The organism is Candidatus Thorarchaeota archaeon, assembly GCA_021498125.1.
Lineage (GTDB): Archaea > Asgardarchaeota > Thorarchaeia > Thorarchaeales > Thorarchaeaceae > B65-G9.
Window position 1 is genome coordinate 137,137 of sequence record JAIZWL010000002.1, and the last position, 14,539, is coordinate 151,675.

The 14,539-nt window shown below is 46.9% G+C and carries 16 protein-coding genes, 2 tRNA genes and 1 rRNA gene; 11 read left to right on the forward strand and 8 right to left on the reverse strand.

Annotation, left to right across the window (positions count from 1 at the left end; all coding sequences use genetic code 11):
• Positions 1–8: 8 nt before the first annotated feature.
• From K9W43_08100 to K9W43_08110, 3 genes are all read right to left on the reverse strand, one after another.
• Complete coding sequence (locus K9W43_08100) at positions 9–1,016, reverse strand: 50S ribosomal protein L3 (GenBank protein ID MCF2137192.1); 1,008 nt, start codon at positions 1,014–1,016, stop codon at positions 9–11.
• A gap of 114 nt (positions 1,017–1,130) precedes the next feature.
• Positions 1,131–1,979 (reverse strand): hypothetical protein, encoded by an 849-nt coding sequence (locus K9W43_08105; GenBank protein ID MCF2137193.1) that lies wholly within the window; start codon positions 1,977–1,979, stop codon positions 1,131–1,133.
• A 17-nt stretch (positions 1,980–1,996) separates the two neighbouring features.
• Positions 1,997–2,431, reverse strand: coding sequence for an archease (locus tag K9W43_08110; GenBank protein ID MCF2137194.1), 435 nt, complete (start codon positions 2,429–2,431; stop codon positions 1,997–1,999).
• A gap of 86 nt (positions 2,432–2,517) precedes the next feature.
• Here K9W43_08110 and K9W43_08115 point away from each other — a divergent pair.
• Positions 2,518–2,639 (forward strand) — tRNA-Ser (locus K9W43_08115).
• A gap of 16 nt (positions 2,640–2,655) precedes the next feature.
• Here K9W43_08115 and K9W43_08120 read toward each other — a convergent pair.
• The gene (locus tag K9W43_08120; protein ID MCF2137195.1) at positions 2,656–4,257 is read right to left on the reverse strand and encodes a tRNA uridine(34) 5-carboxymethylaminomethyl modification radical SAM/GNAT enzyme Elp3; all 1,602 of its coding nucleotides are present in this window, start codon (positions 4,255–4,257) and stop codon (positions 2,656–2,658) included.
• Positions 4,258–4,364: 107 nt separating this feature from the next.
• Here K9W43_08120 and K9W43_08125 point away from each other — a divergent pair, with 107 nt between their 5' ends.
• Positions 4,365–4,526: a 30S ribosomal protein S30e gene (locus tag K9W43_08125; GenBank protein MCF2137196.1), complete on the forward strand. Its 162-nt coding sequence runs from the start codon at positions 4,365–4,367 to the stop codon at positions 4,524–4,526.
• A gap of 100 nt (positions 4,527–4,626) precedes the next feature.
• Here K9W43_08125 and K9W43_08130 read toward each other — a convergent pair whose 3' ends face one another.
• Positions 4,627–5,445 carry a dihydroorotate dehydrogenase electron transfer subunit gene (locus K9W43_08130; protein ID MCF2137197.1) on the reverse strand — a complete coding sequence of 273 codons (819 nt, stop codon included), beginning with the start codon at positions 5,443–5,445 and terminating at the stop codon, positions 4,627–4,629.
• Positions 5,445–6,317 (reverse strand): dihydroorotate dehydrogenase, encoded by an 873-nt coding sequence (locus K9W43_08135; GenBank protein MCF2137198.1) that lies wholly within the window; start codon positions 6,315–6,317, stop codon positions 5,445–5,447. The genes K9W43_08130 and K9W43_08135 overlap by 1 nt, the downstream gene beginning before the upstream one ends.
• A gap of 208 nt (positions 6,318–6,525) precedes the next feature.
• Between K9W43_08135 and K9W43_08140 the strand changes: the two genes are divergently transcribed.
• The 4 genes from K9W43_08140 (at position 6,526) to K9W43_08155 (ending at position 9,964) form a co-directional block, all read left to right on the forward strand.
• Entirely contained in the window at positions 6,526–7,779 is a 1,254-nt protein-coding gene (locus tag K9W43_08140) for a hypothetical protein (protein MCF2137199.1), read from the forward strand.
• The gene (locus tag K9W43_08145; GenBank protein MCF2137200.1) at positions 7,776–8,468 is read left to right on the forward strand and encodes a fibrillarin-like rRNA/tRNA 2'-O-methyltransferase; all 693 of its coding nucleotides are present in this window, start codon (positions 7,776–7,778) and stop codon (positions 8,466–8,468) included. The genes K9W43_08140 and K9W43_08145 overlap by 4 nt, the downstream gene beginning before the upstream one ends.
• Complete coding sequence (locus tag K9W43_08150) at positions 8,468–8,926, forward strand: DUF61 family protein (protein ID MCF2137201.1); 459 nt, start codon at positions 8,468–8,470, stop codon at positions 8,924–8,926. The genes K9W43_08145 and K9W43_08150 overlap by 1 nt, the downstream gene beginning before the upstream one ends.
• A gap of 78 nt (positions 8,927–9,004) precedes the next feature.
• A complete protein-coding gene (locus K9W43_08155) occupies positions 9,005–9,964 on the forward strand; it encodes a transcriptional regulator (protein MCF2137202.1) in 960 nt (319 codons plus the stop codon).
• Here K9W43_08155 and rnhB read toward each other — a convergent pair.
• Positions 9,961–10,650, reverse strand: a complete 690-nt coding sequence (gene rnhB, locus K9W43_08160) for a ribonuclease HII (GenBank protein MCF2137203.1) — start codon at positions 10,648–10,650, stop codon at positions 9,961–9,963. The genes K9W43_08155 and rnhB overlap by 4 nt on opposite strands.
• Before the next feature lie 137 nt (positions 10,651–10,787).
• On the opposite strand from rnhB, the gene K9W43_08165 reads away from it, so the two are divergent.
• The 5 genes from K9W43_08165 (at position 10,788) to K9W43_08185 (ending at position 13,622) form a co-directional block, all read left to right on the forward strand.
• Positions 10,788–10,898, forward strand: a tRNA-Trp gene (locus K9W43_08165).
• Positions 10,899–10,985: 87 nt separating this feature from the next.
• Positions 10,986–11,813 (forward strand): hypothetical protein, encoded by an 828-nt coding sequence (locus tag K9W43_08170; protein ID MCF2137204.1) that lies wholly within the window; start codon positions 10,986–10,988, stop codon positions 11,811–11,813.
• A gap of 90 nt (positions 11,814–11,903) precedes the next feature.
• Positions 11,904–12,023 (forward strand): 5S ribosomal RNA (rrf, locus tag K9W43_08175).
• Between the two features lie 98 nt (positions 12,024–12,121).
• Positions 12,122–13,240: a DUF1512 domain-containing protein gene (locus K9W43_08180; GenBank protein MCF2137205.1), complete on the forward strand. Its 1,119-nt coding sequence runs from the start codon at positions 12,122–12,124 to the stop codon at positions 13,238–13,240.
• Between the two features lie 10 nt (positions 13,241–13,250).
• On the forward strand, positions 13,251–13,622 hold the full coding sequence (locus tag K9W43_08185) for a hypothetical protein (protein MCF2137206.1): 372 nt from the start codon (positions 13,251–13,253) through the stop codon (positions 13,620–13,622).
• On the opposite strand, the gene map is transcribed toward K9W43_08185, so the two are convergent.
• Positions 13,619–14,515 carry a type II methionyl aminopeptidase gene (gene map / locus K9W43_08190; GenBank protein MCF2137207.1) on the reverse strand — a complete coding sequence of 299 codons (897 nt, stop codon included), beginning with the start codon at positions 14,513–14,515 and terminating at the stop codon, positions 13,619–13,621. The two genes, K9W43_08185 and map, sit on opposite strands and share 4 nt — an antisense overlap.
• Between the last annotated feature and the right edge of the window lie 24 nt (positions 14,516–14,539).

Here is a 14,539-nt window from a genome sequence, read left to right on the forward strand (position 1 = left end):
TCCTCCCACTATTGCTTTGACGAGGTACTGATGTAACTCACAGGCATCGGTTCAGACACATGACCCTTCTTAGGTCGGATCGGAAATCTTAGTCTAATAGGCCTCTTAATCGGGCCCGGAACCGAACCTTGGACCATTACATAGTCGCCTCTGATAATTCCATAATGCACAAAGCCACCTGCAGGGGTAATTTCCTCACCACGTTCACCCATCTTGATGATTGCGTTATTATAACTAACACGTGAATGGAATCCTGTCTGTCCTGCTCGCGGTACTGAATAACGAATGTTTGTTGGGGACCATGGGCCAATACAACCCACTCCACGCTTTGTCTTTCGGGACTTGTGCTGGAGGATCCTGATACCCCACCTGCGAACTGGGCCTTGAAAGCCATGCCCTTTGGTGACAGCAATTGTGTCTACAAGCATTCCTTCTTCGAGGATGTCAGCTACACGAAGGTCGGTCCCAAGAATACTCTTTGCGTATTCAAAAGCATCCTGAACACTGGATGCCCCAACCTTATACTCTGCTACATCAGGCTTTTTCTTTGGTACCCCTGCAAGTCTTGGCTGAGTATGAAGAAGAACACGAATCTCGGATAGAGAGTCGACAATCTCTTCGAACTGCGACATCTTGGCCTCAAAGTCGTACTCCTTTGGGAGTGGCAACGTCCTTCGAAGATCATCGGACAAAGACTCGGCAAGGACTTCTGTCACGAGCTTAAGACCATAGGGAGTGGTCTTGTAGCCTCGTATCGAGAACGGACGCACTGGTGGTGTGTCAATCACCGTCAAAGGAATAACGGTCTCCTGCCCGGTAAATGGGCTGTTGGGATTGTTAATAGTAACCACTGCGTGTGTCATCCCGGCCTTGTAGCCGATGAAGCCAAGTAGTTTTGCAGCCGATCCATCATACTCTGGCCAATTCTTGATACGGGGCACGAACTTTGACGCTCGGCCGCGTGGCAGATACGCCAGACTGCCGCGTTTTGGTGCGTGTTTCTTTCTGTGTGCCATCTATAACACCACTTTTCCCGTATCGAACGGCCTATGGACTGGGCTATTCGTACTACAGTTGCCGACAACCAGAGGGTCTGCTTTTTAACATTGCCCTATTAACAAAAACGGATATCAGAAATAACCGGGACGCGCAACAAGATCACCAATGGAGGCATTCAGAAGACCGAGGCTGATCAGAATAGCCTCTTCTAATCGAACGGTCTCAGTTCCTTGCCCCGGAATCGTGTTGACCCAGAGATCAGTCTCATCCTTTAGACCAGAACCGCCATCTACGAGAATATCAGATATGCCATGATGCGGACCACCAAATAGTGCAATTAGACTATGAGATGATCGGACAAGTGAAATGAGAGTTTCCTCAATTGAACTGAAGACCACTCCCTTTTTTGAAAAAGCAACCCGAGGCCGTGTGGGAGATTCGTTGAGATAGCGGACAATATCATCAATGGCTACAACTTCGAAACCAAAATAGAAGTCTAGTGATGACCGGTCGATAATTTCGATTTTAACAGTTGGTTTAACAGATATGATACGGAATAGAGTGGGTCTCCGTTGATCCACTGATTTGTCGTAATCCACAGGCATGTCCAACCCAAGGTCAATCTTGCCGGGCTTGACTTGGACACCCCAACGGACATCGCCCACCTGAAGATCATTAATAGATACAGACAGGGGATGACTACGGGTTCTCAGAGGTGGTAACATACCTACGTACTGCATCATAGGGGATCTACCAAAGACACGCTTCCGAAGATACTGTGGTGTGTCCATATACTTCAAGAGCCGAAGTATCATGTGACGGTCATTTGGATTGTTGCCTAATCGTCCAGTGGAATACACCAGAACACGATCAACACGAAAGATTGCAAAAGCGCGAGCCATAGCTCCAATCTTTAGAGTCTTGTCACGAAGGCCTGTGCAATTCGTAAGTGAGGTATCAGGAATAGCTACTTCGAGCAAAGCATTCATCCTCGCATCTAGAGGTCTAGAGTAAACCAGAGAGTCACCTTATCGGAAGATTCCTCGATTTTCATGTCAGCATAGGTCATTGCTTTGACTTCGGTATGGACATCATGCTTATCAAAATCAATAGCCTCGCCCCATATAGTGGCATCCAGGGTCCACGGATCTCCGGACCTGATAGACCGTACTTGAAATTTAGAATAGAATTGACCGTGGATATCAATCAATGCAATCAACTGCCCAACCCATTCCACAAGCAGTTCTTGGAGATCGATTCCTTCCACATGGATATCGATCTTGTCTTTTGCATCGACTGTTGAGGTGTCAACAATAACATTGAATGATGCAAATGCAGCCTCCTCAAAAGCCTCCGCTAGTGTCGGCGCCCAGCATTCTATTGTAATATCAGCTGTATGCTCATGGAAACGGAATCCTCGCAGTTCGTTCAATGCACCGTCACCATGAAGGCATTCACTCCAAGAAGCTTAAAAGCAGTTCTCAATGGAATCATTATGACCAACATCGAGGTCAAAATGCCGAGGTAGCCAAGCCCGGACCACGGCGCTGGTCTTGAAAGATGCGTACATATTATGCATCAATAACAAGACAACCAGTGTGCAATTGCACGCGAGCGTTCAAATCGCTCCCTCGGCGCCATGTCTATCTTTTGAGATTATAATTCACGTGCAAGATACGGCCCTAGGTCGGAGTATCCCTGTGCACGATAGTACTCCTTGACACCAATCCCGCTCAATACAAGAATTCGATCCACACCCAGTTCGTCACACCCGATTCGTTCGGCCTCGCGTAAAAGGCGTTCACCAAGCCCTAGGTGCTGCCAAGCATCAGATCGACGCTCACCGATATTGACGACTGGACCATAGACGCGAAGCTCGCGAATCAAAACACAGGGGGTCGATGCCACCTCAGAACGATGCGCATCAGCACTGGGTAGCCTTAATCGAAGAAAACCAAACAAAACATCGGCGGCAGGATCTTCAAAAGAGAGAAACATCTCAGTACCACCTGCAGCCTCATAGTCACGTCTAACAAGCTGAATGTTAGTGGGATCGGCACGAGACCCTGTTCGCATCTCATAGTGACCCACTTCACGGTATCGGATCGTTGGGTTTCTCAATCCCAGACGAATCATCTCTCGATGGACCAATTCACGTAGATTCCCACGATTCAGACCAGCCTCGATCTGGTGGAGAGGGATATCCCGCTGCATGCGCTGAATACGGACGTACTCAGGCATCCTGCTCACAGCACTCGCAACAAGAGAAACAATCTGTTCATTTGTATAAGGGGTGTACTCGCCATTTACCCACCAATCGTAGAGCTTGGTATTCTTAATCACCAATGTGGGGTAGATCTTCAGCATATCAGGACGGTAATCAGCGTCGGAAAACAATTGCTCAAAGACCTCGAGATCGGATTCAGGTGTGGCACCAGGAAGACCCGGCATCATATGATAACAGATTTTGAGTCCACTATCGCGCAGTAGCTTGGTCGCCTCAATCGTTGCCTCAACACCATGACCACGTTGAACACGTTCAAGAATCTCATCAGAGAGCGTTTGCACACCAATCTCAACACGGGTCGCACCCATCTCGAGCATCTCATCAATAGAGGAGGTTGAGATCCAGTCGGGCCGCGTTTCAAAGGTCGTTCCAATGTTTCTGACAGATGCGGTCTCATTTAGACGCTTGGCAACCTCAAGATCCGAACTGACAGTACCATTCATTGCATCAAGACAGCCTTTGACGAACTCACGCCGATATTCCAAGTCCTTTGAACACCAGTCACCACCCATGACTATTAGCTCAACCTTTTGGACAGAGTGCCCAATCGTTCGAAGCTGATTCAGTCTACTGGTGACCTGATCATATGGGTCAAAGGCATTCTGGATACCTCGCATCGCCGCAGGCTCATAACCGGTATAACTTTGAGGGACGCCCAGATCAGGCCCTCCCGGACAATAGGCACATTTCCCATGAGGACAGGGAACAGGCTTGGTCATGACAGCAATGACGGCAACACCTGAGACCGTTCGTACTGGGCGTGTACGAAGCAGGGGACGAAGTATTTCGGCTTCTTCTGGAACAGCATATTCTAGAACGTCAGCATTAGTAGGGATCCGTGCGCGGTGAAACCTGCCGCAGACCTTGTTCTTTATCTGGTTGATTGTCTGTTTGGTGAGAGGCTCTACTGAATTGAGCAAGGCTTGGATTATTGCACGGTTGAGTTCATATTCTTCGTCATCGCTCGTCAAGGAAGAGTACCTCTACAGATCAATCACTTTACAGAAACACTGCTAATTGGATAGCTTTTTATTCACTCGGTTCAGGAACACATATTGAACGAACGAGGTAGAAAAAGATGCCAGGTTCACACGGTTCTCTTACAAAGGCGGGTAAAGTTCGCGAGTCAACCCCAAAGGTACAGGGTCGCGAGCGCCATACACCAATTCCACGCATCCGGAATAAAAGAAACTATGTCAAACGGTTCATTCGCGGACGCACAGTAGGTGTTCGCGCATAGACGCAACATAGTCAGACCACAGGCCAGCCTGTGGTTCGCCATTCTTCTTTTAGATAGTCGCGTGCTGAATCATGTCACGTGACACGTTAATGTCACATCATCAAAAATTCTGTTTGACACCCGTTGAATCACGGTGATAGTTACCAAACTCGGTAATGTTTCGTAACTGCTCTCCAGAGAACACAGGCCCATCTACACAGACAAGTTCCCCGGTAGGATCTAGAGCACAGGTCCCGCAGAGCCCACAGCCACACTTCATATATCGTTCAAGAGAGGCCTGAAAACGAATATCATGATCCATAGCCATACGCCATAGGGCGACCATCATCGGTTCAGGTCCACATGTGTAAAGTGTATGAATATCTGATTCAGAGAGGACTTGCGCCACAGCCATTGTCACAAAACCTTTCATGCCAGCAGAACCATCATCTGTTGTTATTATGAGCCGAACCCCATCCCCTTCAAGCTGCTGCATCTCTTCAATGAAAAGAAGCTCGTCCTTAGTCCGAGCACCAATAACAACCGTGATCTCTGTACCCAGTTCCACAAAGTGTTGAATCACCGGACGCAGTGGAGCAGTTCCAATACCCCCACCAACTATGAGAGGGGATGGACAATCAAGATCAAAAGGGTGGCCAAAAGGTCCACGAATGCCAATCAGGTCATTATGCGCCAAGGAAACGATAGCCTTAGTTGCAGATCCGATGGGGCGAATGGTCAACCCAACAAGGCCATCCTGAAAATAGGAGATGCTGAGGGGAATCTCATCAACTTTCGACACCCAGACCATGAGAAATTGCCCTGGTGAAAAAGTCATATCCGGATCTTTGAAGAATATCGTACGATCATGGGCATTCTCTTTAACAATATTCACAATTTGGACAGACCGAGGGCCACCAGTCAAAGATTCGATGTTCATCAAAGGTTCCTCCATGATAGACCTACTATATCTGATACCGAACTGAACCCCTCTTGTTGTAGATACTCGCTCACACCCATCTTAATTCGCTTGAAGACATCAAGTCCTTCAAGTACGGCTGTACCAATCTGAATGGCACTTGCACCCGCAAGATGCATCTCCACTGCATCCTGCCACGTTGCCACACCACCGACTCCAATAATAGGAATGGAGAGTGCCCTAGACAGATCGAACACACAACGGAGGGCAATTGGGAATATTGGTGGGCCTGAAAGGCCACCAGTGATATTGCCTAATACAGGAACTCTTTGATCAATATCAATACGCATTCCTCGAACGGTATTAATTGCAACAACTGCATCTGCACCGGCTTTTTCCGCAGCCATCCCAATCTGTACGATGTCCGATGCGTTTGGAGTCAGTTTGGCAAAGACTGGACAATCAACAATGTCTTTTACGGCACGAACATAGTCGTGCGTAAGATTCGGATTATGTGCAATCTGACTGATCTCGGCATGGGGACAGGAAAGATTGAGTTCAAGGGCAAGTGGGTCCAGTGTGAGAGCATGCTCGGCAACACGCTCAATATCATCAATAGTCGAGCCAAAGATGCTCAGGACGAAGGGAATCCCCCATTCCTTGAGAAGAGCCAATTCGTCCTTGAAGGCTTCAATGCCGGGATTAGTCAGGCCAACCGCATTGAGAAGACCACCATGAGAAACCGTGATGATCGGACCAGGATGCCCTTTTCGCGGGTGAAACCCAATTGATTTTGTTACGACTACATCTGCCCCATTTTCGGCAATCCGACGCAGTATCGAGGCTGTTACCCCAAGTAGTCCAGAGGCAAGCCAATAGCCTTCAATCTTCAAAGTGCCACCTAGGATGTTATCAGCACTTTGCCCCATTATAAGCTAAATGGAAGTACAATGAGTATAACATATTACAGTAGATTGTGAATTTCAGTAAATTTGGGAAATGATGCAAATACCGAAGCTATTAGTGAGCACCATGGCAAGATTGAATAGAATCACAACGAGTATGAAACAAGACTCAAGTAGGTAGTCAGGTTTGAAGAGTATGCAGGTTCATCTTGTCCCAACTATATTTGGTATTTTTATCCATGACAACAAGGGTGAGATCATCTTACATCACGTGATCTATCCCGATGTGAGTCTTGCAGTCACGGTCACAAGCAAGATCATGGAGGGGCATATAGTCACACCTCTTCAAGACCTGCTGAAACAGGCACAATCAGAGGGCTTTGAGTCGGTGATTGTGGAGAACCAGCATGTAGCGAGGGCAATCGAGGAACTGGGCACCGTGGCTGTAGTAATTGATGAACAATCACGGGATATCAAGATGTTCCGAAGCATGCTTGATGACATTCTTGTAAGAGAGAAGATCGTAGAGGATAGAACGCGAGTAAGTACATTCAGACACGATGTGGCTCTCCGCATTGCAAGAAGCAGGATATCTGAAGCAAGCAAGTCCCCAGACTTGTTAGTCAAACATGCAATTGATGCAATTGGTGAAATAGACAAGAACATCAACATTCTCTCCATGCGGCTTAGGGAATGGTTCTCAATATTTAGACCATCTCTAACTAGACTTGTCGAGGATCACAATCAATTTGCACAGGTCATCAAGACCATCAATAAGGGAGGCACTACAAAAGAAGACCTCCTTAAAATTGGATTCGCGGATATGATTGCCGAGAAGATCAGCACATCATTCGAAACCGATATGGGTGCTCCACTTACTGGTGAAGATCTCATACCCCTGACACAACTAGCCGACATGGTAAACAATCTTGTTGAAACACGTCAGAGAATGGAGGAGTATGTAAGCAGACTGATGCAGACGGTAGCACCGAATATTACAGCACTTGTAGGACCACTTGTTGGCGCGCGACTCATCAGCATGGCGGGCTCACTCCTAGACCTCTCAAGAAAGACATCAAGTACAATTCAAGTCCTAGGAGCCGAGAAAGCACTCTTCAGAAGCCTGAAGACGGGGACTGCACCTCCAAAGCATGGTCTCATCTTTCAGGTTCCAGAGCTATATAGTGCACCCTATTGGCAGAGAGGTAAAATTGCGCGGGCCCTAGCTGGGAAGATATCAATTGCTGCCAAGATAGATGCATTCTCCGGACGCGATGCTGGTCAGATGCTTCGCGATGCATTTGAGAAACGTGTAAAGGAGATACGAACACAAAATCCGAATCCACCTCCACCCAAACCAACAGCTTCGATCCAAGGGCGGCAGGGTAGACAACGTAGCGGACGATCCAGACGAGGAAAATATGGACGAAGGAGGCCAAGCAAGCGATGAGCGTTCTACCCACCTCATTTGGAGGGGTATTTAAAATAAAGGACAAAGACCGTGAATCGTTGGCCACAAGAAGTCTGGTCAAAAATCAGAGCGTCTATGGAGAGAAGGTCTTCGATATAGAGGACTATAGTTACAGATTGTGGTCCACTCGTAGATCAAAACTTGCAGCCGCCATAAAAAAGGGTCTCCACGAGTTGCCAATTCAACTAGGGTCTCATGTGCTCTATCTGGGTGCTGCATCAGGTACCACTGTCAGTCACATTTCAGACATCGTCGGGGAAGAGGGAGTCGTATACGCAGTGGAGTTTTCACCCATATCGGCGAGGGATTTGGTGTTTCTTGCCGAGTCGAGATCGAATATCATCCCAATAGTTGATGATGCCCGACGCCCCACAAATTACACCTCAATAGTGACAGGTTCAATCGATGTGGTCTATCAAGATGTGGCGCAACCAGATCAGGCAAGAATCTTGTTCGATAATATACGAACCTTCTGCTCTCTTGGCGCATGGGCAATGATAGCAATCAAAGCACGAAGTATCGATTCTGTGTCAGAAACAAGACAAGTGTTCGATAGAGAAGTGGGAAGTTTACAGGAGTCAGGATTGGATGTGATTGAGAGAGTCAATCTCACTCCGTATGAGCGAGATCATGAGATGGTACTACTACGAGTCACGGAGGATCTGTGATGGGGTCATTTTTTGAACGTGTACTTGAGAGAGAGATAGATTCTATTAACGACCATTTACCATCTGAGAGCGTTCCTTTGGCGGAACTTGTGGACAGCGAACGCCCGAGTTATAAGACACGGGACGGAATAGACTCGCATTTTAGAAGAGAAGAGATCGAGTTCTTAGCCAATGAGACCCCTCAACAATTTCAGACAGACATCACTCTACCAATCGTGATCCTTCGCAGAATGGACCTGGGCAAAGGAATACATACTATTGCAGGAGGAAAAGCGACACTATTCTTGATCCATCGAGTGCTAGGAGATGTTGACCTAGAATGGGAAGATTTGGCGCGGGTAAGACTGGACAATTCTTTTGCGCGTCTGCAGGTGCAAGTTATCCGAAGAAGACTCCCCACGACCACATGTATGGGGATTGTACATTCAGGTGCACACACTCGCAAATCTATGCAATAATTACGATATTTAAAAGAACATTATGCACTAACAGAATGCTGAAAAGCATTTGATAGGTTGAATAAAGAGGTAATCACGATGACCAGAGCCCGTAACCAACTGATTGAGGAGGTCTCAACTCAATTAGAGGAGGCTGGGTTCAATCTGTCATCGTCCTGTGATGTGAGACCCAGCTGTTTTGATCTTGTTGCACGAAGGGGCGACCAACTGGTCCTAATAAAGATCCTAAACAATATTGATGCCTTGACAAAAGAAGATGCACAAGCTCTACAGATGGTTGCACAATTCTTTGATGCAATACCACTTGTAATTGGGGTCAAGACCAGAAGGGGCACATTGGAACCGGATATTGTGTACAAGAGGTATGGAGTACCGACTATTACCCCGGTCAGTCTTCAGAGAATTATAGCAGAGAAAGACCTGCCAAAGGAGTATGTCCAACGCGGTGGGCGGTTCGTAGCAATTGATGGGTCCAAGCTTCGAGAGATCAGGACTGAACGGAGAATCACACAACAGGAGCTAGCAGAGTGTGTACAAGTTTCTGCAAGAGCCATTCTAGCATACGAGCGCGATGAAATGGATGTAAGCTCGGATGTTGCCGAACGTCTTGAGAAAGTTCTTGAAACAGACCTGATCATTCCTATTGATGTACTTCGTGAAAAGGCCCAAGCCCAATTGACTCAATCAATGCCAATTGACTCCATATCAGACCTAGAGAAACGAGTCAACGAGTTCTTCGAGCGCTTAGGAATGAGTGTTTTATGGACTGATCGAGCACCATTCCATGTTGCTGCAAAAGAAGATGGGCCACCTCTGATGTCAGGTGTAGGGTCTTTGAGAAGCTGGGCATTGAAAAAACGGGTCGAGATAATCAAGAGCGTTTCAAAGGTCACTGAGGCTAATGCAGTTCTCATTGTCGAAGAGGGAAAGTCAGAAGAGTGCGTATCAGATGTACCAGTCATCCGGCAACTGGAATTGTCCGAGATCGAGAAACCTCGTGAATTAAAGAAGATAATCTCGGAACGTGCTGAACACTAGAAATCTTCAATGGTTGCTTGGTGACCGTGTACTGCCATAGTAATCCGTTCTATGGACTTCCATGATTTCCTCACAATTTGAGGCAACTTGGCTTGAGAGGCAATAATTGAACGAACAAAAGCAATCGTCTTTGGATCTGAGGGATACCCGGAACCAAAATCCCCATAGATCTCATGGAGCCGCTGAATCTCTGTATCGCGGATGACTTTAGCAATTATTGATGCGGCTGAAACTATAGGATACGTACTGTCAGCACGGTGTTCTGCAATGAATTGGCAATCGGAAACAGACAACCCAGAACGTTCAGCAACAGTCCGTGCAAAGCGATTAGAGTTTACATCTGCTGCATCCATGTAAGCAATAGTAGGATGCAACTCTCTAACAACGGAGGCAAATGCATCAGCTTCAATACTATTTAGTGAAACCCCGGCTCCACGTGAGGAGTCAATCTGAAGGGCCGGGATGCTACGAATCACAATGTGATCAGCAATTTTTCGTATCTGAAGGGCCAGCACTTCTCTTCGGCGCGGAGTTAAACACTTGGAGTCTTTAACGCCAATCTGCTCGATCTCTGATAGATGCACAGATGATACAGCAATTCCGCATACCACTAAAGGACCAATCACGGGCCCGCGCCCAGCTTCATCAATCCCGGCGATTAGTTCATGGGGTTTTTTGACGCTCATGCTGTTTCAACAGATTTCTGAGTCTAGTGCCTACTGAACTTTGCTATTCGACATGTGCGGATCATTCAGTCTCACAGAAAGCTTCATATCGTCATCAGCTCTTTTCAGATTATGAGCCACGCGCTCATGCAGTACTTGGGGACGTGGCCTAGCCCGGTATGGCGACGGGCTCCAGATCTTATGAAGATACGGGGTCATAAGAAGAGCAGACTCGTCGATCCTGGGTTCAAATCCCAGCGTCCCCACCACTGCTGCTGACACTTTTTTTCGATTTGCGTTAATAGAAAGTCCCTTTTTCATCCAATGTGTAATAATACTATTAGACGGTGGCCGCAATGAACAAGCGTTCTCTATTATTGATACTGTTTCTGAGCCTTACATTCGCAATGACACCAATATCGGCACAGGATAGTTCTGTGGGGAGCGCCTTTGAGGTGGACTCGTTTTCCTATCGGGTCTCATTTAGATCAAGCGACGGAACCGAGTTGCTTCTCATAAGAGCAAGATTCCAGATCACCTATCTGTATCGTCATCATCAACCGACTATCAGCCAGCACTACATGTCAGGAACTGTAGGATTCTATTTTGGTAAGACCGCCTTGGGGAGAAATATTGTTCGAGAGGTACATATACAAAGCATCGACTTTAGACCACAATGGCATGATGCGTTTGGCTACTTTCACAGTCCGGAGTCTACTGCTAAATTATTCGCCATTAGTAGCAATGTTTCTGATGGACAACTTGCAGCGGGATATATTCAACTCGATAAGGAGTCGGTCTCACGTTATTTACCGGACTTTGGAGGAATACTCACCATTCAAGAAATGACGTTTGTACTTGATGATGGCTCGAAAATTGGAGCCGGGGCCGAAACGATCAAGATTGAGTTTGAAAAGAACTTTAACAAGCTATCACCAGATGATGCAAAAATAGTGAGCAATATTGAAAATTACACATCAACAAACATAGATGGAATACTTGTCATATCAATACAAGACACCGCGCCAATCATCGTTATTCTTGACCTCATAGCAGCAATCAGCATAATGACCTCATTCGTATCAATCGCCTCAATAGCCGTTTTAAAACGCCAAAAACTGAAGATCCCCCGCATTTCATCAATAACTGGAAACCTGAGAAGAAATAACGATATTCAAACGTGAACGCGGACTGCAAGAATAGAAGCAAGAGATCATAATACGAATTGAACCATAGAGTAACGTTTAAAACGAAATGAACAACCGAACATTCTTGATGGCGGCCATAGGCGCCCGGGACCACCGGAACCCGTTCCGAACTCCGAAGTTAAGGCGGGTGCCGTTGCCGGAGATGTGCGCTGCGCGAGCGCGTGACAGGCCGGCAAGCTGCCACATTCTCTCATTTCTTTTTACAATCAAGATTATCAGTGAACATAGAACTAGCGCGTAACGAAACCATTAAAGCAGAATTGAAATTTGTGCGAGTGATATAGATGCAAATCGGAGAACCTACAGACCTAAGTTGGATTTTAAATATCCTATTTCTCGCGTTTATAATGGTCTTCAGCCTATACGGAGCCAAGATTCAGATGTGGCAATGGCTGAAACAGATCGAGGCGGGACTAATAGAGCTCAAACGGATGGCAATCGAGTCTCGTCAAACTGCAATTGACACGTTCAAGAAATTCGGAAAAGATGAGAAAGAGGTGGCTGAGGCCCTCGATAGATGGCTAGACTACTTTCTGATTACCCCGGTCGATCTTGATCCTGCGGGAATCCTCCAGCGTCTTGATCATTTACTAGATGAGCGAAGAGACAGATTTCAAGAGTTTGTTGCAGAAATCGCACCAGAAGCAAGTGCCGTCATGGATCAGAATCTGGAAAATACGCTAGAAGTCGCCCAGGTACTCAGTCTTATCTTTAGAGTGGTCAGACACTTCTATCTTCTTGGTAAGAAGACAGGCAGTCAGATTCTCATTATGCAGATCCATATGCAGATGCCAGACTTGCTTCGTATTGCTAAGGCATACTTTGATGCGATCGATGCATTTTCTGAGGGAAAACCAATTGGTGATGGTATTGGCCCGCTTGTCGTAACACAGTTTGCACGAGAATATGGGGCAACCCCTGAGAGCTATGTCCAAGAGGTCGGACGAGAAGTAGGTTACTATAAGGTAGAGGTCGAAGGGAGAACAGTCTTTGTTGTTCGTGCCACAGGACCAGGGGGTACTGTAGGTAAACCCGGATTCGCTATCAAAAACATTGTAGAACAGAACAATGGACAAATAGCCCGAATTATTACAATTGATGCAGCCCTCAAGCTGGAAGGGGAAGATCTGGGTAGAGTTTCGGAGGGAACAGGCGCAGCAATTGGAGACCCCGGCCCCGAAAAACATGCTATTGAAGATGCAGCAACACAAAACAAGATTGCAATAGAAGCAATTGTGATCAAGCAAGATGAGGCAGCAGCGGTTGGAATCATGCGTAAGAAGATTCTTGATGCAGTCCCAGAGGTCTTGGAACGGATCAAGACTGCAATCAGGAAACGTACAAAACCCGGAGATAAGGTCATACTTGCGGGAATTGGAAATACTATGGGCATAGGTCTTTGAGGTGCAACAGATGGGTCTTGTTTCAAAATTAATCGGTTTGGGGTTCATTGGTGCGGGATTATTAGTATGGGTGGTGCTCGGAGGCACTGCTGATGTGATGGTTTCATACATCTGGATCTTTGTAGGCATGTTGTTAATGTCAATAGGGATCAGTCTCATCACTGGTGGACGCAACACAAAACAACAAACACCACCACCACCGACCGTCACGGAGATTCGTTGCGATAATCCTGAATGTGACTTCAAAGAGATTCGTAATTATGAGGAGGGCGACTATATCCTCAAGGCACTTGATGCTAAATGCCCAAGATGTGGTAGCTCAATGACCATTCAGGGAGTCTATGTTGTCAAAGAAGACGACTCGGACAAATCACCAATCTAGGTGGGTCGTGTTGTCACAATCGGTCCGTCATCTGTAATGAACATAGTGTGTTCAGTTTGACTGACCGGCCGCCCCTTTTTCTCAACTAAGACTGGAAAGGCAGTAATAACTTTCGCCTTGAGTAGCTTAGCAAGCTCCGAGGGTACATCAATAGCCTTGTGAGAAGTACCAATCCAGCGAGAGGCGAACGGGAAAGGCCCATATCGCTTGCGTAAGTGCTGCCGCAATTTTTCGGTCACACCCTCGAGTGTTACATTACGCCCGGTATTTGCAAAGATGTAGGCATTTTTACTATCGACAATATGGGAACCGGCCGTGGCAAAGGGCTCGATAGCAATAGTTTCACCAGCCTGAATGGTTGTAGAATCACGAGTCTTCACATTGGGGATTCGCTTTCCGGCATGCAGTTTGAAGCGTTCGATACTGTGCCCTGAGAGTTCCTTGACGGGGCGAAGACCGTAGTCCTTGATAACATGTTCAATGTGGGAACTAATTTCCCCTAAGGTCACGCCAGGCCGAACAATTTGAATTGCCTCTTCAAGTGCATCGTTCGTGGCTGAAACCATACCCTCAAGAGTTCCATCAATGTCAACAGTACGGGCTGTATCCGCAATATAACCATCTACTTGGACACCAACATCAATCTTCACTAGTCCGAAATCGGGGATACGAGAGGGATCGCCTTTGGGGGAAGTGTAATGAGCCGCCACCTCATTGACTGAAACATTACACGGGAAGGCAGGTCGTCCACCCAGGTCGAGTGTACGTTTCTCAACATGAGCACAGATACTGATCAGCTTCGTCTTTGGGTGGACCATTGCACATGCCTCACTAAGAACACGTGCAGCAATGCGTCCAGCCTTAAGCAGTGAGGGGTGTGGTTTCACGGTCATGGGTTCACCTCGATTGGTAGTGAT